13 protein-coding genes, 4 tRNA genes, 1 other RNA gene and 1 pseudogene are annotated in these 19,150 nt (G+C 71.7%); 9 read left to right on the top strand and 10 right to left on the bottom strand.

The window, feature by feature from the left end; all coding sequences use genetic code 11:
- Positions 1-108: 108 nt before the first annotated feature.
- From purL to purS, 3 genes are read right to left on the bottom strand one after another with little or no spacing between them, the layout of a single operon-like run.
- Positions 109-2,367: a phosphoribosylformylglycinamidine synthase subunit PurL gene (gene purL / locus AQJ84_RS17955; RefSeq protein WP_053192849.1), complete on the bottom strand. Its 2,259-nt coding sequence runs from the start codon at positions 2,365-2,367 to the stop codon at positions 109-111.
- Positions 2,364-3,044: a phosphoribosylformylglycinamidine synthase subunit PurQ gene (purQ, locus tag AQJ84_RS17950; RefSeq protein ID WP_030043828.1), complete on the bottom strand. Its 681-nt coding sequence runs from the start codon at positions 3,042-3,044 to the stop codon at positions 2,364-2,366. The genes purL and purQ overlap by 4 nt, the downstream gene beginning before the upstream one ends.
- On the bottom strand, positions 3,041-3,304 hold the full coding sequence (gene purS, locus AQJ84_RS17945) for a phosphoribosylformylglycinamidine synthase subunit PurS (protein WP_030043829.1): 264 nt from the start codon (positions 3,302-3,304) through the stop codon (positions 3,041-3,043). Before purS ends, purQ begins: the two co-directional genes overlap by 4 nt.
- Positions 3,305-3,624: 320 nt before the next feature.
- On the opposite strand from purS, the gene AQJ84_RS17940 reads away from it, so the two are divergent.
- The 8 genes and pseudogenes from AQJ84_RS17940 to AQJ84_RS17905 all read left to right on the top strand — a co-directional run bounded on the left by AQJ84_RS17940 (position 3,625) and on the right by AQJ84_RS17905 (position 8,498).
- Positions 3,625-3,942, top strand: coding sequence for a histone-like nucleoid-structuring protein Lsr2 (locus tag AQJ84_RS17940; RefSeq protein WP_030043830.1), 318 nt, complete (start codon positions 3,625-3,627; stop codon positions 3,940-3,942).
- 124 nt (positions 3,943-4,066) lie between these two features.
- A tRNA-Gly gene (locus AQJ84_RS17935) sits at positions 4,067-4,138 on the top strand.
- A gap of 80 nt (positions 4,139-4,218) precedes the next feature.
- Positions 4,219-4,294 (top strand) — tRNA-Gly (locus AQJ84_RS17930).
- Positions 4,295-4,420: 126 nt separating this feature from the next.
- On the top strand, positions 4,421-5,383 hold the full coding sequence (locus tag AQJ84_RS17925; protein ID WP_030043831.1) for an ABC transporter ATP-binding protein: 963 nt from the start codon (positions 4,421-4,423) through the stop codon (positions 5,381-5,383).
- A complete protein-coding gene (locus AQJ84_RS17920; RefSeq protein ID WP_030043832.1) occupies positions 5,380-6,177 on the top strand; it encodes an ABC transporter permease in 798 nt (265 codons plus the stop codon). Before AQJ84_RS17925 ends, AQJ84_RS17920 begins: the two co-directional genes overlap by 4 nt.
- Before the next feature lie 70 nt (positions 6,178-6,247).
- Positions 6,248-7,471 (top strand): annotated as a pseudogene (locus AQJ84_RS17915) (sensor histidine kinase); the annotation flags it as partial.
- A gap of 317 nt (positions 7,472-7,788) precedes the next feature.
- A complete protein-coding gene (locus tag AQJ84_RS17910) occupies positions 7,789-8,403 on the top strand; it encodes a response regulator transcription factor (protein ID WP_030043834.1) in 615 nt (204 codons plus the stop codon).
- A gap of 22 nt (positions 8,404-8,425) precedes the next feature.
- Positions 8,426-8,498: transfer RNA gene (locus tag AQJ84_RS17905), tRNA-Gly, on the top strand.
- A gap of 43 nt (positions 8,499-8,541) precedes the next feature.
- Here the strand turns inward: AQJ84_RS17905 and AQJ84_RS17900 are convergent.
- The 6 genes from AQJ84_RS17900 to ffs form a co-directional block, all read right to left on the bottom strand.
- Entirely contained in the window at positions 8,542-9,441 is a 900-nt protein-coding gene (locus AQJ84_RS17900) for a phosphoribosylaminoimidazolesuccinocarboxamide synthase (RefSeq protein WP_030043835.1), read from the bottom strand.
- A 137-nt stretch (positions 9,442-9,578) separates the two neighbouring features.
- A complete protein-coding gene (locus AQJ84_RS17895) occupies positions 9,579-11,108 on the bottom strand; it encodes a N,N-dimethylformamidase beta subunit family domain-containing protein (protein ID WP_030043836.1) in 1,530 nt (509 codons plus the stop codon).
- Positions 11,109-11,284: 176 nt separating this feature from the next.
- Positions 11,285-13,207 (bottom strand): M48 family metalloprotease, encoded by a 1,923-nt coding sequence (locus AQJ84_RS17890; RefSeq protein WP_053192590.1) that lies wholly within the window; start codon positions 13,205-13,207, stop codon positions 11,285-11,287.
- 316 nt (positions 13,208-13,523) lie between these two features.
- Positions 13,524-14,777, bottom strand: a complete 1,254-nt coding sequence (gene purD / locus AQJ84_RS17885; protein ID WP_030043839.1) for a phosphoribosylamine--glycine ligase — start codon at positions 14,775-14,777, stop codon at positions 13,524-13,526.
- Between the two features lie 217 nt (positions 14,778-14,994).
- Positions 14,995-17,430, bottom strand: coding sequence for a DNA polymerase III subunit gamma and tau (locus tag AQJ84_RS17880; protein WP_030043840.1), 2,436 nt, complete (start codon positions 17,428-17,430; stop codon positions 14,995-14,997).
- A gap of 119 nt (positions 17,431-17,549) precedes the next feature.
- Positions 17,550-17,644: signal recognition particle sRNA small type (gene ffs / locus AQJ84_RS17875), an RNA gene on the bottom strand.
- A gap of 73 nt (positions 17,645-17,717) precedes the next feature.
- Here ffs and AQJ84_RS17870 point away from each other — a divergent pair.
- Positions 17,718-17,805, top strand: a tRNA-Ser gene (locus AQJ84_RS17870).
- A gap of 78 nt (positions 17,806-17,883) precedes the next feature.
- On the opposite strand, the gene AQJ84_RS17865 is transcribed toward AQJ84_RS17870, so the two are convergent.
- Complete coding sequence (locus tag AQJ84_RS17865) at positions 17,884-19,146, bottom strand: tyrosine-type recombinase/integrase (protein WP_030043841.1); 1,263 nt, start codon at positions 19,144-19,146, stop codon at positions 17,884-17,886.
- Positions 19,147-19,150 lie beyond the last annotated feature (4 nt).

Genomic DNA, 19,150 nt, shown 5'->3' with positions numbered 1-19,150 from the left:
CGGCTGCGCGGGACCGTACGGGCGAAGCCCGGCCACTCGGCACACGGCGAAGGGCCCCGCCCGACTCGACGAGTCGGGCGGGGCCCTTCAGGACCGCTTGGGTGCCGCTTACGCGAGCAGCGCCGGGATCGTGCCCTCGTGGGCCTCTCGCAGCTCCTCGAGCGGGAGCTCGAACTCGCCCTGGAGCTCGACCGAGTCGCCGTCCACGACACCGATGCGCGTGACCGGCAGGCCGCGCGCCCCGCACATGTCGTTGAAGCGGAGCTCCTCCGAACGCGGCACGGCCACGACCGCACGCCCCGCCGACTCCGAGAACAGGAGGGTGAAGGCGTCGAGTCCGTCGGGTACGACCAGCCGCGCGCCCTTGCCGCCGAGCAGCGCGGACTCCACGACCGCCTGGATCAGACCGCCGTCGGACAGGTCGTGCGCGGAGTCGATCATGCCGTCGCGGGAGGCGGAGATCAGGATCTCGGCGAGCAGGCGCTCACGCTCCAGGTCGACCTTCGGGGGCAGTCCGCCGAGGTGGTCGTGGATCACCTGCGACCAGGCCGAACCGCCGAACTCCTCACGCGTGTCGCCGAGGAGGTACAGCAGCTGCCCCTCCTCCTGGAAGGCGACCGGCGTGCGGCGGGCGACGTCGTCGATGACGCCGAGCACGGCGACCACCGGCGTGGGGTGGATGGCCACCTCGCCCGTCTGGTTGTAGAGGGAGACGTTGCCGCCGGTCACCGGGGTGCCGAGCTGCTGGCAGGCGTCCGCCAGGCCGCGGATGGCCTCCGCGAACTGCCACATCACCGCCGGGTCCTCGGGCGAGCCGAAGTTCAGGCAGTCGGAGACGGCGAGCGGCTTGGCGCCGGTCGTCGCCACGTTGCGGTACGCCTCGGCCAGCGCGAGCTGGGCACCGTGGTACGGGTCCAGCTTGGCGTACCGGCCGTTGCCGTCGGTCGCGATGGCGACGCCGAGCCCGGTCTCCTCGTCGATGCGGATCATGCCCGAGTCCTCGGGCTGGGCCAGCACCGTGTTGCCCTGCACGAAGTGGTCGTACTGCGAGGTGATCCAGGACTTCGAGGCCTGGTTCGGGGACGACACCAGCCTCAGGACCTGGTCCTTCAGCTCGTCGCCCGACGCGGGCCGCGCCAGCTTGTTCGCGTCGTCCGCCTGGAGCGCGTCCTGCCAGGACGGGCGGGCGTACGGGCGCTCGTAGACCGGGCCGTCGTGCGCGACCGTGCGCGGGTCGACGTCGACGATCTTGCCGCCGTGCCAGTAGATCTCCAGACGGTCCCCGTCGGTCACCTCACCGATGACCGTGGCGATGACGTCCCACTTGTCGCAGATCTCCAGGAACCGGTCGACCTTCGCCGGCTCGACGACCGCGCACATGCGCTCCTGCGACTCGCTCATGAGGATTTCCTCGGGCGAGAGCGTGGAGTCACGCAGCGGTACGTCGTCCAGCGTGACGCGCATGCCGCCGGAACCGTTGGAGGCCAGCTCGGACGTGGCGCAGGACAGGCCGGCCGCGCCGAGGTCCTGGATGCCGACGACCAGCTTCTCGGCGAAGGCCTCCAGGGTGCACTCGATGAGGAGCTTCTCCTGGAAGGGGTCGCCGACCTGCACGGCCGGGCGCTTCGACGGCTTGGCGTCGTCGAAGGTCTCGGAGGCGAGGATCGACGCGCCGCCGATGCCGTCGCCGCCGGTCCGGGCCCCGTACAGGATGACCTTGTTGCCCGCGCCGGACGCCTTCGCGAGGTGGATGTCCTCGTGCCGCATGACACCGATGGCGCCGGCGTTGACCAGCGGGTTGCCCTGGTAGCAGGCGTCGAAGACGACCTCGCCGCCGATGTTGGGCAGGCCCAGGCAGTTGCCGTAGCCGCCGATGCCGGCGACGACGCCGGGCAGGACCCGCTTGGTGTCGGGGTGGTCGGCCGCGCCGAAGCGCAGCGGGTCGACGACCGCGACGGGCCGCGCGCCCATGGCGATGATGTCGCGGACGATGCCGCCGACGCCGGTCGCGGCGCCCTGGTACGGCTCGACGTACGACGGGTGGTTGTGCGACTCGACCTTGAAGGTGACCGCGTAGCCCTGGCCGACGTCGACGACACCCGCGTTCTCGCCGATGCCCACGAGCAGCGCGTCGGACTGGGGGGCCTTCTCGCCGAACTGGCGCAGGTGGACCTTCGAGGACTTGTAGCTGCAGTGCTCGGACCACATCACCGAGTACATGGCGAGCTCGGCGCCGGTCGGGCGGCGGCCGAGGATCTCCACCACCCGCTCGTACTCGTCCTTCTTCAGACCGAGTTCGGCCCAGGGCAGCTCGACGTCGGGGGTCGCGGTCGCGTGCTCGACCGTGTCCAGAGGCGTCCGGCTCATACGTTGACCAGCTTCTTGAGGATCGAGGTGAAGAAGGGGAGGCCGTCGGTGCGACCGGTGCCGATGAGCGGCTCCACGGCGTGCTCGGGGTGCGGCATGAGACCGACCACGTTTCCGGCCTCGTTGGTGACGCCGGCGATGTCCCGCTGCGAACCGTTGGGGTTGAAGTCGAGGTACCGGAAGGCGACGCGGCCCTCGGCCTCCAGCTGGTCGAGCGTGTACGCGTCGGCGACGTACTGCCCGTCGTTGTTCTTCAGCGGGATGTGGATCTCCTGGCCGGCCGTGTAGTCGGTGGTCCAGGAGGTCTCGGCGTTCTCCACCCGCAGCTTCTGGTCACGGCAGATGAAGTGCAGGTGGTCGTTGCGCAGCATCGTGCCCGGCAGCAGATGGGCCTCGGTGAGGATCTGGAAGCCGTTGCAGATGCCGAGCACCGGCAGACCGGCCTTCGCCTGCTCCAGCAGGGGCTCCATCACCGGCGAGAAACGGGCGATGGCCCCGGCGCGCAGATAGTCGCCGTAGGAGAAACCACCGCACAGCACCACGGCGTCGACCTGGTGGAGGTTCTTGTCCTTGTGCCAGAGGGCTACCGGTTCGGCGCCCGCGAGGCGGATCGCGCGCTGGGTGTCCCGGTCGTCGAGGCTGCCCGGGAAAGTGACGACGCCAATACGAGCGGTCACTTCGCGGCCTCCGCGACTTCCTCCACCTTGACGGAGAAGTCCTCGATCACGGTGTTGGCGAGGAAGGATTCCGCAAGATCGTGGATGCGGGCGAGCGCGGCCTCGTCGACCGGCCCGTCAACTTCCAGTTCGAATCGCTTTCCCTGACGTACGTCCGAGATGCCTTCGAAACCCAGCCGCGGCAGTGCGCGCTGCACCGCCTGGCCCTGGGGGTCGAGGATCTCCGGCTTGAGCATGACGTCGACTACGACGCGTGCCACTGGCACTCCCGGTGTTGTGGTGCTGAGCAGGTTCCTGCAGGTGTCTTCAGACTACCCGCACAAAATTTCTACGCGGGTAGAGTTGTAGGAACCTACGTGACCGCCATCACGATCCGGTATCGGAGGGGTGCGCTCATGAAAATTTCCGGGAAAGATCCCGGATCACCTCGGGACACCTATTGCGCCCGGACACGCTGACGGATTTAGTCGAGCTTCACATTTCAATGCCGAGCGCTGTACAAATGAATTGGCAATAGCCGATACTCGGCACGTCATCGCAGCTGAGCTGTATGAGGTGCTGTACGGAGGGACCGATATTCGTGGCGCAGAAGGTCGTGGTCACTCTCTTTGACGACATCGACGGCTCGGAAGCGGCGGAAACGATCGCCTTCGGACTCGACGGCAAGTCGTACGAGATCGACCTGAATCAAACCAATGCCAAGAAACTGCGTATGGCGCTCGAGCCGTACGTGGAGGCCGGCCGCAAGCGGTCGAGATCCGGCAAGGCCTACCGGCAGACGGAGGTGGCCCCCGATCCGGCGGCCGTCCGGGCCTGGGCCCAGGCCAACAAGATGGACGTCCCGGCGCGCGGGCGCATCCCCAAGAAGGTCTACGAGGCGTTCGCCGCCGCGCAGTGAACCGAGGCCGACGGCCGGTCACCGGCCCCTCGGGACAACCGACTTGCGTTGCACCCCACCTGGTCAGCTAGAGTCTGGAGCACGCCGAGGGGCCAGGCCGAAAAGCCCAGCCCACGGAGTACATGCGGGTGTAGTTCAGTAGTAGAACATCCCCCTTCCAGGGGGAAGGCGCAGTGTGCAATTCCTGTCACCCGCTCTGCATCGCCGTCCCGACCACTCTTGTGGATCAGGTAGGCTGGTGCTCGCGCCGATCGGTGAGAGCCGGTCGGAGGCACTGCGGACGTAGCTCAGTTGGTAGAGCGCAACCTTGCCAAGGTTGAGGTCGCCAGTTCGAACCTGGTCGTCCGCTCCATGAAAGAGACCCCGGTCATCGACCGGGGTCTCTTTCGTATGCGGTGGACATCCGACTGACATTTGTCATGCCGAGTGGTGACAGCTCGCACTGCTGCCGGCCCCGCCGGCACGGAACGCTGAAGGCATGGACACCAACGAACACGAACACGTGATTGAGGTCACTGACCTGCGGCGTGTGTACGGGGGCGGGTTCGAGGCGGTGCGCGGGATCTCCTTCTCCGTGCGCCGCGGCGAGGTCTTCGCTCTGCTGGGCACCAACGGGGCGGGCAAGACGTCCACCGTCGAACTGCTGGAGGGGCTCGCGCGGCCGGCCGCCGGGCGGGTACGGGTCCTCGGCTGTGACCCCTACGCCGAGCGGGCCGTCGTACGGCCTCGGACGGGTGTGATGTTGCAGGAGGGCGGGTTTCCGTCCGAGCTGACCGTCGCCGAGACCACGCGGATGTGGGCGGGCTGTGTGAGCGGGGCGCGGCCCGAGGGGGAGGCGCTGGCACTGGTCGGGCTCGAGCGCAGGGCGGGCGTCCGGGTGAAGCAGCTGTCCGGGGGTGAGCGGCGGCGCCTGGACCTGGCGCTCGCGCTGCTCGGCAGGCCCGAGGTGCTGTTCCTGGACGAGCCGACGACCGGCCTGGACGCCGAAGGGCGCCGGGAGACCTGGGAGTTGGTACGGGCGCTGCGCGACGGCGGCACGACGGTACTGCTGACCACGCACTACCTGGAGGAGGCCGAGGATCTCGCCGACCGGCTCGCCATCCTGCACGAGGGGCGCGTCGCGGCTTCCGGGACACCGGCCGAGGTGACCGCCGCGCAGCCGTCCCGGATCTCCTTCGAACTGCCCGACGGCTACTTCCTGGGGGACCTGCCGCCGCTCGGTGAGCTGGGGGTGTGCGGGCACGAGGTCGAGGGGCACCTGGTCCGGCTGCGGACGCGTGAGCTGCAGCGGGCGGCCACCGGGGTGCTGGCGTGGGCCGGCCGGGCCGGGGTCGAACTGCGCCGCCTCGACGTGCGGTCGGCGTCGCTGGAGGAGGCGTTCCTGGGGATCGCCCGGGAGGCGTCCGCCTCCCGCGAGACGGTTGAGGAGTACGCGGCATGAGCGGGGCTGTCACCACCGCGGCGAAGCCGGTCACCACCCCTGCGGGGCGCGTCGCGGCGCTCGCACGGGCCGAGCTGACCCTGTTCGGGCGGAGCAAGGGCATGATCGTCACGGCGCTGCTCGTGCCACTGGTGCTGCCGGTCAGCGCGCGCTCGGTGGTCGAGGACATGGACCTCGACGGCGCCGGACTGAGCGTGGGCCTGGTCCTGCTGCCGGGCGCCATCGGCTTCTCACTGCTGTTCGCGGTGTACTCGGCACTCGTGGGCGTCTTCGTCGGGCGGCGCGAGGAACTCGTCCTCAAGCGGCTGCGGACCGGTGAGCCGCGCGACCGGGAGATCCTGACCGGGGCCGCGCTGCCCGCCGTCGTCACGGGACTGGTCCAGTCCCTGGTCCTGGCGGTGGGCTGCTCCGTCCTGCTGGACGTGCCCGCCCCACAGGCTCCCCAACTCGCCGTTCTGGGGGTGCTGTTGGGGCTGGCGATGTGCGCGGCGCTGGCGGCCGTCACGGCGAGCTTCACCCGCACCGTCGAGAGTGCGCAGGTCACCTCGATGCCGTTGGTGATGGCCTCGATGGTGGGCTCCGGGGTCGCCGTGCCGCTGGAGCTGATGCCCGACCGGGTGGCGTCGGTGCTCGAACTCCTGCCGCTGACACCGGTGATCACCCTCGTGCGCGGCGGCTGGACCGGTGAACTGTCGGCGTACGAGGCGCTGGGGCCGCTCATGACCGCGCTGGCCTGGATCGCGCTGGGCGTGTTTGCTGTACAGCGCTGGTTCCGGTGGGAGCCGCGGCGCTGAAGGGCGCCGTTATCGGGGACGGGGGCGCAACATGCGTACGCGGAGCGGCTGGTGGCGGAGGGCGACGGGGATGCGGGGGCCGGGCCGGTGGTGGCGGGGGAAGAGCACGCCGGCGAAGGTGGAGACGTACACCCGCTCCACGTTCCACTTCTTCGCCGTGCTGGAGGTCGCGACGGTCGGGCTCACCGCGCTCGGCCAGGTCGAGCCGTGGCTCGCGGCCTGGCTGCTGCTGATGGTGAGTGCGCACGCCGTGGTGTGCGCCACGACCGCGTCCCGCGCGCTGGACTGGACCCGCGGGCGCCGTGAGCAGCCCGTCCGGCTGCTGTGGACGGTCGGCGTGATCACCGCCGCCGTCGCCACCGGAGCCCTCGGGCTCGCGGAGCACGGGCCGGACGGCGAGAACGTCGACGGCGCGGCCGGCGGGGTCTTCGGGCTCGTCCTGATCTTCGGGGCCGGCACCCTGGCGCTCGGCGTCCGCGACCGGCGGCGGGTGTACGCGCTCGTCGGGGGCTTCGGATCCGGTGCCGGAGCCGTGTCGCTCGCCCTGGGCGCCCCCGGCGGCGCCGCGCTGGCCGCCACGCTCGCCGTGCTGCTCGGCTCCGCCGTCATGGCCTTCACGTCCGCGTTCTCCGTCTGGCTCCTCGACGCCTTCTACGAACTCGACGAGGCCCGTGAGACCCGCGCCCGGCTCGCCGTCGCCGAGGAACGGCTGCGGTTCGGGCGCGACCTGCACGACGTGATGGGACGCAACCTCGCCGTGATCGCCCTCAAGAGCGAGCTGGCCGTGCAGCTGGCCCGGCGCGGGCGGCCCGAGGCCGTCGACCAGATGACCGAGGTGCAGCGCATCGCGCAGGAGTCGCAGCGCGAGGTACGGGATGTCGTACGGGGGTACCGGGAGGCCGACCTCGGGGTCGAACTCGCGGGCGCGCAAGGAGTGTTGACGGCCGCCGGGATCCGGTGCGAGGTGACCGGGGGCGGGGCCGCCGGGCTGCCGGCCGAGGTGCAGTCGGCACTCGCCTGGGTGGTGCGGGAGACGACGACGAACGTGCTGCGGCACGGGGATGCCGCATGGTGTGCCGTGGGGGTCCGGGTGACGGAGGGGCGAGCGGTGCTGACCGTGGAGAACGACGGGGCGTCCGCGCCCTCGGACCGCACCGTGGGCGGTTCGGGCCTGGCCGGGCTGCGGGAACGGCTGGCCGCGGTGGAGGGGACCTTGGAGGCGGGGCGGATCGACGGGGGGCTGTTCCGGGTGGTGGCGGAGGTGCCGGCTGCGGTCTCGGGGGCGGGCACGGGGGCGGGCGCGGGCTCGGGGGCAGGAGCGGGAGCGGTCCCGGGCACGGTCTCGGGAGCGGGCACGGGCGCGGCGGCGGTCCCCAGCTCGGGGGCGGGCGCGGGCGCGGCGGCTGTCCCCGGCTCGGAAGCGGGCACGGGGGCGGGCGCGGGCTCGGGGGCAGGAGCGGGAGCGGTCCCGGGCACGGGCTCGGGAGCGGGCACGGGGGCGGGCGCGGGCTCGGGCGCGGGCTCGGGAGCGGGGGCGGTCGTGGGCACGGGCACGAGGGCGGTCGCGGGGTCGGGGGCGGCTGCCGCCACGGTTATGAGTGAGGTCACGTCATGACTGCTCCCGTACGGCTCCTGCTGGCCGATGACGAGCACCTCATCCGGGGTGCGCTCGCCACCCTGCTCTCCCTGGAGGACGACCTCGTCGTCGTTGCCGAGGCGGCGACGGGACCCGAGGCGCTGGCCATGGCCCGGGCCCACGCTCCCGACGTCGCCGTACTGGATCTGCAGATGCCCGGCGCGGACGGTGTGAAGGTCGCCACATCCCTGCGGACCGAGCTGCCCGACTGCCGGGTGCTGATCGTGACCAGCCACGGGCGGCCCGGACATCTGAAGCGGGCCCTCGAAGCGGGTGTGCGGGGGTTCGTCCCCAAGACCGTCAGCGCGCGGAGACTCGCGGAGATCATCCGCACGGTGCACGCCGGAAACCGTTACGTCGACCCCGAGTTGGCGGCCGACGCGATCTCCGCCGGGGACTCGCCGCTGACCGCGCGGGAGGCGGAGGTGCTGGAGTTCGCCGCCGACGGGGCTCCGGTCGCGGAGATCGCCGAGCGGGCCGCGCTGTCCCAGGGGACCGTACGGAACTACCTGTCGTCGGCCGTCTCCAAGCTCGGGGCGGAGAACCGGCACGCGGCCGTGCGGCTCGCACGCGAGCGAGGTTGGGTATAGTTGCTCTCGCGCCACGGCGCACGCGGACGTAGCTCAGTTGGTAGAGCGCAACCTTGCCAAGGTTGAGGTCGCCAGTTCGAACCTGGTCGTCCGCTCTGAACAGGCCCCCCGGCTTCTGCCGGGGGGCTTCTTCGTGTCCTACGCCCAGCTCGTGCCCGTCAGACGCTCGTACGCCTCGACGTACTTGGCGCGGGTCGCGTCCACGACCTCCTGCGGCAGCGGCGGCGGAGGCTGCTCGCTCCTGCGGTCCCAGCCGGACTCCGGCGACGTGAGCCAGTCGCGGACGAACTGCTTGTCGTACGACGGCTGGGCACGGCCCGGCTGCCACTGCTCGGCCGGCCAGAAGCGGGAGGAGTCCGGGGTGAGGACCTCGTCCGCGAGGACCAGGCGCTCCCCCTCGAAGCCGAACTCGAACTTGGTGTCCGCGAGGATGATCCCCCGCTCGCGGGCGATGTCCCGGCCGCGCGAGTAGACGGCGAGGGTCGCCTGGCGCAGCTGGGCGGCGGTGTCGGCGCCGACCTGGCGGGCGACCTCCTCGTAGGAGACGTTCTCGTCGTGCTCTCCGACCTCGGCCTTGGTGGCCGGGGTGAAGATCGGGGCGGGCAGCTCCGAGCCGTCGACCAGGCCCTCGGGCAGGGCGAGGCCGCAGACCGTACGGGAGTCGTCGTACTCCAGGAGGCCCGAGCCGGTGAGGTAGCCGCGGGCCACGCACTCCACCGGGACCATCCGCAGGGACTTGCAGACCAGGGTGCGGCCGGCCCAGTCGGCGGGGGCTCCCGCGGGCAGGTCGGTGCTCAGGACGTGGTTGGGGACCAGGTCGGCGAGCTGGTCGAACCACCACAGGGAGAGCTGGGTGAGCACCCGCCCCTTGTCGGGGATCTCGGTGGGCAGCACCCAGTCGTAGGCGGAGAGACGGTCGCTGGCGACCATCACGAGGTCGCCCGCCTCGTTCTGGTACAGGTCGCGCACCTTGCCGGTGTGCAGATGCACCAGACCCGGAACCTGAAGCGGCTCGGGCTTATCGACGAATCCGGACACGGTTCCTCCCCGTGGTTGAACGAAAGGTGCGCCCGAAGGGCCCCAACAGGGTGGTGGTGGGCGACGGGCGGGCCCAAGTGGGTCGATTCTCCCGTACGGGAGATCGGTTCCGGACAGCGGGACTGGTGGAAGGGGGTTCAGTCACGTTTGCAGATGCGGTCCAGGAGGTTTGCGGTGGCTCGCTGGACCCTGGGGTCGACGTGGCCCGGGCGGTCCAGTGACGGTGACCAGGCGAACGTCCCGGACGCGAAGACCAGGGCGCCGGAAGGGGCCCGGTAGAGCGAGGTCTCCTGGTGACGGAGGGCTCCCTCGGTGTCGGTGTACGGGGAGTGCGCGAGCAGGATGCGGTCGTCGTGCTCGGGCAGCGGGGTGCGCGGGAAGTACCGGTCGGCCTCGCCCGCGACCAGGCCCTCGATCTCGTCGCCGTCGTGCGCGCCGGTCGACTCCCACATCCAGTGGCCCGCGTTGCGCACGATCAGGGGGTGGGGCTCGGGGACGCGGCCGGCGTACTGGATGCCGATCAGTTGCTGCTCCGGGCGGTCGATCTCCCGCCAGAGCACGGGCTTGCCCGGCCCCCGGCGTTTTCGGCAGGTGAGCAGGCGGTCGGGGACACCGGACGGGGACGGGCCGAGCTCGACCTGCCAGTACATGGTGTTGGCCGACAGGAAGACCAGGCTCGTGCCGTGGTCGCGGGCGCGTTCCACGGTGCGGCGCATGGTGGCCGACCAGTACTCGTCGTGGCCGGGGAAGACCAGTCCGCGGTAGCGGGTGGGGTCGACCTGGCCGCCGTGCAGGTCGCGGGCGTCGGCGTAGGCGAGGTCGTAGCCGTAGCGCTCAGCCCAGCGGATGAAGTCGTAGGCGTGGCCCACGTGGAGGGGAAGGCCGGCGCCCGCGTACGGGCGGTCGAAGGAGAGGGTCGTGGCCGCGTCGGCCTCGCCGAGCAGCCGGCCGTTCTCGTCCCAGGCGTGGTAGAGGCTGGCGCCGGTGCGGCCGTCCTCCGGGTAGAGGTTGTACGCCTGCCAGGTGACGTCCGGCAACAGGAGGAGCAGGTCGGCCGGCTCGTTGTCGCGGACGGTGAACGGGATGTGGGAGCGGTAGCCGTCGGCCGTCGTCAGGACGGCGACGTAGGCGCCGACGCTCCAGTAGCTCGGGATCTGCAGCCGCCAGGACAGCCACCAGTGGTGGCAGGAGACCGTACGGTCCGCGGTCAGCGGCGCGGGCTGGACTATGCCCGACAGCCGGGGACTGGTGGTGACCTTCGCGGCGCCGTCACCGCCGTAGTGACCGATGCGGTAGACGTCGACGCCGAACTCCTGCGGCGGGTCGACGGTGATGTGGAAGTCGACGGCCTCGCCGGGGGCGACCGCGCCGGTGGACGTGAAGCCCTTGATCTGGCAGTTCACGTCGTCGGCGGAGCGGGGGGTGCCGGGGGCGGAGCGGGGGGAGGGGACGTGGGGAGCGTTCCGCGGCGGGTGCGTGGCGCGGTCGGGGTGCGACGATCGCGTCGGCTGTCGCGGCGGTTCCACGTACCAGGGGACGACCTGGCCGCTGTCGTCGAAGTACGTCTCGGCGCCGCGGAGCCAGGGAAGAGGGCCCTGGCCGAAGGGATCCGTCACGGCGTGCGCGAGCGCTCCCGACTCCCAGCGGCGGATCTTCTCCGATCCCATGCTCGCTCCCCTCCCTCACGCCCCCGTACGCCTGTGTCATGTGCCTGTCTTGTGCCGCACGCTCTTGCCAAGTGCCGGATCGATCCCAGCACATCACATAACGCACGCAGGCTGTCACTATTCGTTGCGAATTGGCCGTAAGTGGAAGCGGGGGGTCCGGTATGAGGGGGTGCCGGTCAGACGAGGCGGACCGGCTTCTCCGGGCGTATCCCCGACTCGACCAGCCAGGCCCGCAGCGGGGCCGGGTCGCCGTCCTCGACCAGGCTGAGGACGCGAGGGGCCAGGTCGGCCGCCCGCTCACCGTTGACCATGAGGGAGGGGCCGTCGAGCCAGTCCAGGCCCGGAGTCGCGCCGGCGGTGTCCATCGCGGCGCAGCACACCATCGCGGTGACGTGGTCGGTGAGCAGTTCGCGCGCGGTGCGAGGCGGTTGCAGGGGGAAGAGGGGGAAGGTGCCGTCGTCCCAGAGCGCGGTGTCGGGGCCGCCGGCGCCGCCCTGAACGGAGGTGGCGGGGCCGGCCTGTGACGCGGTCCCGGGTGCGGAGGAGACGGCGGCCTCCTCCTCACGGGCGATCTCGGCGCTGAGGCGGGCGGCGAGGGCGGTGCCGTTCTCCGTGCCGTTCTCGGAGCCGTCGTCCAGGTCGTCGAGGGCGTCCAGGTCGTCGCGGTCCTCGCGGTCCTCGCGGTCTCCGGGAGGGGTGGAGACGGGGGCAGGGGCGTCGGCGTCCGTGGTGACCGTGTCGACACCCTCATCGGTGTCGGGCTCGGCGGCGGTGGAGCGCGCTTCGGCGGCCGGGGGCGGGGTCGGGACCGTCGCCGGCGGTCCGGTCAGGTGGTCCATCACGCGGGCCAGCGTCGGGCCGTCGGGGTCCGTCGACGTGGGGTCGGGGGCATGGCGTACGCCCAGCGCGTCCAGGACTCGGTGGAGGCGGGCCGCGTCGGTGCGCCACTTGCGGTCGACGACCTCGTCCGGATACTCCTGCCAGTCCACCGGGGCCCAGTCCCGACTCGGCTCGGCGGGCCCGCCGTGGAAGAGGCGGGCGGCGAGCAGGGAGGTCGCCTCGTCCACCGCGCCGGGCTCTTCGAGCAGGTCGCACGCGGGGCGCTCACCCAGCCGCGAGGCGAAGCCCTCGGCCAGCCGGTCGCGCCGGGACAGCTCGGTGAGGGCCGCGACGACGCCCGCGTCCAGCCGGGAGGGCCAGCGGCCCATCCGCCAGGCGGGCAGCGCGACCCGGGTCAGCAGACGGTCCCAGCCGGCGTACGCCAGCCCGACCTGCTCCTGGGCGACGATCCTGAGGCCGTAATCCACAGCCTGTGCACGCTCGGCGGCCGCGGCCGCGACACCGCGCTCCATCTCGCCGGCGTGGTCACGGCAACTGCGCAGCAGCAGTCGGGCGACCCAGCCGACGCCCGCGAGCACCGGGCGGACCAGAACGCCGCGATCGGGTGCCGAGGCCACGGCCACCGCCGCGTCCAGGCCCCGTACGAAGCGTCGGGCCGCCGCTATGTCCGGGTGCGCTGAGGGTCCCGTACCGGCGACGACCGGGGCGAGGACCGCGCGCAGCTCGGCCACCCGCATCCACCACAGGAACGGGGAGCCGATGACCAGGACGGGTGCGGCGGTGGCACGGCGGTGGTTACCGCGGACGCCCGCTATCTCGTCGTGGTCCACGCGCGGCGGCGGGCCGTGGGCCGGGTGGGTGCGGTCCTCCAGCCAGCTGTCGCAGTCCGGGGTGAGCGCTATGGCGGAGGGCGCGGGGACGTCGAGGCGGTCGGCGAGGTCGCGCACCATGCGGTAGAGGTCGGGGGCCGACTCCTCGGCGATCGGGATCGTCGGGCTGACGGCCGGACGGGCGCGGGCGACGACCAGGGCGACACCGCCGGCGGCGAGCAGCACGAGGACGGCGGCGACGCACATCACCCACCGGGCGGCATGCCAACCGGGGCCCACGAGGTGGCTGGTGGACCCGCCGGCCAGCAGCACGACGGCCACGGCCGCGGGCAGCAGCGCGACGGCCAGCGCCCGGCCGCGGATGCGCAGCACGGCCAGTGCTCGGGAACGCGCGGCCTGCGCGCCCGCCTCCACACCCATACCGGTCATGACCGGACCTCGCCCCCTCCCTGCCGTCCTGCCGGCCCGGCGCTCTGCCCGGCTCTCCTGGCGTTGCTCACTCCCCCACTGTGGCACCGCTCACCGACATCGCAATGCCGGTGAGCCAAGTGCCGGACCGCTTGCGCCGCACCCTAGTTGGGGCCCCGGCCCCCGTCAGCCGGATGGGGCATCGGTCACTCGATGGAATGGCTCTGGGGAGAGGTGGATGACGGACAGCAACGATCAGGCCCCGGATCCTGAGACGGATCCGGGGCCTGCGGGGTTTATCGATACCGGGATTCGGGACTACCGGATTTCCGGACTCTCAGCTGCCGGACGCGACCTTCGCCGCGATGTCCGTGCGGTGCTGGGAACCGTCGAGGTTGACGCGGGCGACGGCCCGGTACGCGCGGTCGCGGGCCTCGGTGAGGTCCGCGCCGACCGCCGTCACGGACAGCACGCGGCCGCCCGCGCTGACCACGGCGTCACCGTCGCGGCGGGTGCCGGCGTGCAGGACGTACGCGTGCGGGGCGTCCTCTGCGGCCACCTCGTCCAGGCCGGTGATCGGGTCGCCGGTGCGGGGGGTGCCGGGGTAGTTGTGCGAGGCGACGACCACGGTGACCGCGGCGTCGTCGCTCCAGCGCAGGGGCGGCAGGTCGGCGAGGTTGCCGGTGGCGGCGGCCATCAGGATGCCGGCGAGCGGGGTCTTCAGCCGGGCGAGGACGACCTGCGTCTCGGGGTCGCCGAAACGGGCGTTGAACTCGATGACCCGCACCCCGCGGCCGGTGATCGCGAGACCGGCGTAGAGCAGGCCGGAGAAGGGCGTGCCGCGCCGGCGCATCTCGTCCACGGTCGGCTGCAGGACGGTCTGCATGACCTCGTCCACCAGCTTCGGGTCGGCCCACGGCAACGGGGAGTACGCGCCCATGCCGCCGGTGTTGGGACCCTCGTCGCCGTCCAGTGCGCGCTTGAAGTCCTGGGCGGGCTGGAGGGGGAGGACCGTATCGCCGTCGGTGATGGCGAAGAGGGAGACCTCGGGGCCGTCGAGGAACTCCTCGATGACGACCCGCTCGCAGGCGTTGGCGTGCGCCGTGGCCGCGTCGAGGTCGCCGGTCACGACGACGCCCTTGCCGGCGGCGAGCCCGTCGTCCTTGACGACGTACGGGGCGCCGAAGGCGTCGAGGGCCTCGTCGACCTCGTCCGGGGTCGTACAGACGTACGAGCGCGCGGTCGGTACCTCGGCTCCCGCCATGACCTCCTTGGCGAAGGCCTTGGAGCCCTCGAGCTGCGCGGCCTCCTTGGAGGGGCCGAAGACGGGGATCCCCGCCTCGCGCACGGCGTCGGCGACCCCGGCGACCAACGGCGCCTCCGGGCCTACGACGACCAGGTCGGCGCCGAGCTCCACGGCCAGCGCGGACACGGCCGCGCCGTCGAGGGCGTCGACCTGGTGCAGTTCGGCGACCTCGGCGATGCCGGCGTTGCCGGGAGCGCAGTGCAGCGCGCTGACATCGGGGTCGAGGGACAGGGAACGGCACAGGGCGTGTTCGCGGGCACCGCTGCCGATGACGAGGACGTTCACGGGGGTCAGCCTAACCGGGTTTTTGTGCGGGGTTCCGAAGGGGTGGAGGGAGGTGAGCTGGAGCTTCCTCCAAGACGCCGACCCGGCCAGCCGCGACGCCACGGCGACGGACGGCCGCCCGGCCGGGGCCCGCCCTCACTCGCCCCTCGCTTCGCTACCCGTCGCTCATGACCCGTCGCTCATGACTCATGACTCGCCACTCGCCACTCGCCACTCGTCACTCGTTGGAGAACTCCTCCACCACCGTGGCTCCCAACTCCCGCACGATGAGGTCGTGCCCGGACAGGGCCGACTCGTCGAGGTCGGGGTCGTCGTCCTCCGGGATGTCGTCCTCGATGGAGACCGGGGGCGGCGGTTCGGGGGCGGAGCGCTGCGGGGCGGGGGTGGGCGCGGTCGCCGGGGCCGGAGACGAGGCTGAGGCGGACGCCGTGGGGGCCGCCGACGCGGACTGGGCGGTCTGGGACGACGCCGGACGCTGGGAGGCGGTACCGCCACCGCCATAGCCGCCACCACCGCCGGATGTGCCAGGCGCGCCGGATCCGCCGTAACCGGCACCGGATCCGCCGTAGCCCGCGCCGCCTCCGCCGCCGTAGCCGCCGCTCGAGCCGGTGGGGCCTCCCGGGCCGCCGGGGGGCGGGGATGCCGAGCCGCCCGACGGGTCGACGATCGCCTCGATCTTCCACTGCACGTTGAACTGCTCGGCGAGCGCCTGCTTCAGCACGTCCTCGCTGCCGCTGCCGGAGAAGTTGTCACGGGCGCCGGCGTTGATGAAGCCGAGCTGGAGGGTGGTGCCGTCGAAGCCGGTGACCTGAGCGTTCTGGCTGAGCAGGATCCAGGTGAACCGGCGGCGGTTCTTGACGGCTTCCAGGATGTTGGGCCAGAGCATGCGGGGGTCGAGGCCGCCGGAAGGAGGCGCGTAGGCCGAGGCGGAGGCGGCCGTCGAGACCTGGGGAGCGGCGGGCGTGGCCGTCGCGGGCGGGGTGGACACGGGTCCGGGAGCGCTCGACGCCGCCGAGGGCTGTCCGCTGCCGGCCGGCGTCGCGGTGGGCCAGCCGCCAGGCCGGCGACCGCCGCCCGCGGGGGTGGCGGTGGGCCAGGCGCCGGGGGCGGGAGCCGAGACGGCTGGGGGTGCGGCGGCCGGAGTGGGCCCGGAGTGAGGTTCGGCTTGCGGTTCGGGGTGAGGCTGCGGCTGATGCGGCTCCGGCTGCGACGGCTGCGGGGCCGGGGCCTGAACCGGAGCCTGTGCCTGGTCGTTGCCCACCGGAGGCGGAGATGCCGCAGCCGGGGCGGCGGAAGCCGACGCCGGTGCGCCGGTCATGGGCGCCCCCTGCGCGCCTGGCATGGTCGGCGCCCCGGAAGCGCGTACCGCCGCGCGGGCCGCGGCCGGGCCGCTCCCCGTCGGCACCGGAGCCGCCGCCCCCGCTGTCGCTCCCCCGTGCGCTTCGGGCCCCGGCACATAGCCCATGGCCGGCGCACCGCTCCCCGCGGAGAAGTTCACACCGCGCTCGATGCGGTCCAGACGGGCCATGACCGACCGCTCGTCGCCGTACGCCGCGGGAAGCAGCACGCGCGCGCAGATGAGTTCGAGCTGGAGGCGGGGGGAGGTGGCGCCGCGCATCTCGGTCAGCCCCTCGTTGACGAGGTCGGCCGCGCGGCTCAGTTCGGCGGGGCCGAAGGTGCCTGCCTGGGCCTGCATCCGCTCGATGACGTCGGCGGGGGCGTCGATCAGCCCCTTCTCCGCGGCGTCCGGAACGGCGGCCAGGATCACCAGGTCACGCAGCCGCTCCAGCAGGTCGGTGACGAACCGCCGCGGGTCGTTGCCGCCCTCGATGACACGGTCGACGACCTCGAAGGCGGCGGCGCCGTCACCGGTGGCGAAGGACTCGACGACGGAGTCGAGAAGCGAGCTCTCCGTGTAGCCGAGGAGAGAGGTGGCCATGGCATACGTCACACCGTCCTCCCTCGCCGCGGCGAGCAGCTGGTCCATGACGGACATGGAGTCACGCACGGACCCCTGTCCCGCCCGCACGACCAGCGGCAGCACGCCCTCCTCGACGGGGATGTCCTCGTGCCCGCAGACCTCGGCGAGGTAGTCCCGGAGGGTTCCGGGCGGCACCAGCCGGAAGGGGTAGTGATGGGTCCGCGACCGGATCGTCCCGATGACCTTCTCGGGCTCGGTGGTGGCGAAGATGAACTTCAGATGCTCGGGCGGCTCCTCGACGACCTTGAGGAGCGCGTTGAAGCCGGCCGACGTGACCATGTGGGCCTCGTCGATGATGTAGATCTTGTAGCGGCTGCTCGCGGGCCCGAAGAAGGCCTTCTCACGCAGCTCACGGGCGTCGTCCACACCACCGTGCGAAGCGGCGTCGATCTCGATGACGTCGATGGAACCGGGGCCGTTCCTCGCGAGGTCCTGGCAGGACTGGCACTCGCCGCACGGGGTCGGCGTGGGCCCCTTCTCGCAGTTCAGGCACCGCGCCAGGATCCGCGCGCTGGTCGTCTTGCCGCATCCACGCGGACCGCTGAACAGGTACGCGTGATTGACCCGGTTGTTCCGCAGCGCCTGCTGCAACGGGTCGGTGACATGCTCCTGCCCGATGACCTCGGCGAACGACTCCGGGCGATAGCGGCGGTACAGCGCGAGAGACGACACGCATACGAGGTTATAGGCGCCCACTGACATCGGGCTCCGCCCGAGGAGGCCACCCTCCCGCACCCCGGGGCGCCCCGGGTCACCTCCGGTAGCCCCGAGTCGCCTCCGGCCCCGGCAACGCAGACGCCCCCCACGCACCCGCCAGAGCCAACCTACCCTTGCTGCCTTCCGGCCCTGGGGGAGTTCAGTCAGATAGCGCCGCGTGAGGGGCTGCGCCAACAGTACCCGATGCGGGCCAGCGGGAACGAGTTCGCGAGCACTCCCCTCGGTCATGTAATGTTCCCGGCGGAGGATTCGCCTAGAGGCCTAGGGCGCACGCTTGGAAAGCGTGTTGGGGGCAACCCCTCACGAGTTCGAATCTCGTATCCTCCGCCAGTGCCTCACCGGGCACGACTCGAAGGGCCCCACCGTTCGCGGTGGGGCCCTTCGACGTTGTCCGTCTCAGTTTCCGTCTCAGTTGGTTTCTTCCTGGCCGTCGGCGCCGGTGCCGGGCAGCACCCAGAGCACGTCTCCGACTTGCTGGGCGACCTTGCGGAGCATGGTCCCGGTCACGTGCATGTACCGAGCGCGCATCCGGGCCGCTCCCCCAGGCTCCCAACCCATGATCGAGTCGATGACGACGTCCGGGACACCGAGGATCAGCAGCACGGTCGCGGCGGTGTGGCGAGCGTCATGGAGACGGCCGTTCCGGACGCCGGCATCCCGAAGCAGCCGCTTCCAGGTGTGGAAGTCGGTGTTCGGACTCAGCGGCCCACCGATCGGCGACGCGAAGACGTACCCCTTGCCCTCCCAGTCCGCACCGGCCGCGATTCGCTCCCGCTCCTGGGCTTCCTGGTGCTGGCGGAGAATCTTGATCAGCGGATCGGGCAGGCCGATGGTGCGACGTCCGGCCCGGGACTTGGTGGACTTGTGCTCGCGACGGGTCTGCTCCTTCTTGGGGCAGTAGCCCGCCTTCCTGCCGCACGGATTGGCACCGCAGCCGTGCGCGTACCTGGGACGCAGCCGGTTCTTACGGATGCGGACGTACCCCGCGTCCAGGTCGACGTCCTCCCAGTGAAGGCCGAGCGCCTCACCTTGACGGAGACCGAGCGCGAGGGCGACGACCCAGCGCGCACTGTTGCGGAGCTTGGCCGCCTCGACGAGGAGGCTCTGCACCTCTTCGATCGTGTAGGGCTCGATGTCCTCTTCTTCGAGGCGGGGAGCCTTGGCGATCTCGGCCGCGTTGGTGACGACATGCCCGCGTCGCACGGCCTCACCGAGGGCGACCCGGATCGTCCGGTGAGCGTGGTGGGCGGTGCCGGCGGAGCTCCCGGACGCCTGCATCTTCCGGTAGAAGCGTTCGAGGTGCTCGGGCTCCAGGCGGTCGAGCTTGTGAGCGCCCAGGCCGGGGACGAGGTGAACGCGTACGTCGACCTCGTACCCGGCGTACGTGTTCTCGGAGACGTACGGCTGGGCGATGTTCTCGACCCAGTGCTCAAGCCAGCTCTGGACGGTCCACCCCTTCCCCGGCTTCCGGAGCTTCTTGTCGTCGCGGGCCCTCTCCATCTCGCGGACGGCCTTGGTCACCTCGGCCTTTGTCTTCCGCTCGACGTGACGGCGGTCGGGCTTGCCGTCATCACGGACGCCGACGGTCACTCGGCCGTGCCACTTTCCGTCCTTGCCGAGGTAGATGGACGAGGCCCCGTTGGGCTGACGGGTGCGCTTGTTCTCTGGCATGCCC

The organism is Streptomyces resistomycificus (genome assembly GCF_001514265.1).
GTDB lineage: Bacteria > Actinomycetota > Actinomycetes > Streptomycetales > Streptomycetaceae > Streptomyces > Streptomyces resistomycificus.
The sequence above is the reverse complement of the archived record's forward strand: the minus strand, read 5'-3'. Positions and strand labels throughout refer to the sequence as shown.

Excerpts from the sequence above, each read along its gene's own strand:
- purL (WP_053192849.1), bottom strand. The coding sequence starts at position 2,367 with ATGAGCCGGACGCCTCTGGACACGGTCGAGCACGCGACCGCGACCCCC.
- AQJ84_RS17925 (WP_030043831.1), top strand. The coding sequence starts at position 4,421 with ATGGACACCAACGAACACGAACACGTGATTGAGGTCACTGACCTGCGG.
- AQJ84_RS17920 (WP_030043832.1), top strand. The coding sequence starts at position 5,380 with ATGAGCGGGGCTGTCACCACCGCGGCGAAGCCGGTCACCACCCCTGCG.
- AQJ84_RS17910 (WP_030043834.1), top strand. The coding sequence starts at position 7,789 with ATGACTGCTCCCGTACGGCTCCTGCTGGCCGATGACGAGCACCTCATC.
- AQJ84_RS17895 (WP_030043836.1), bottom strand. The coding sequence starts at position 11,108 with ATGGGATCGGAGAAGATCCGCCGCTGGGAGTCGGGAGCGCTCGCGCAC.
- AQJ84_RS17890 (WP_053192590.1), bottom strand. The coding sequence starts at position 13,207 with ATGACCGGTATGGGTGTGGAGGCGGGCGCGCAGGCCGCGCGTTCCCGA.
- AQJ84_RS17865 (WP_030043841.1), bottom strand. The coding sequence starts at position 19,146 with ATGCCAGAGAACAAGCGCACCCGTCAGCCCAACGGGGCCTCGTCCATC.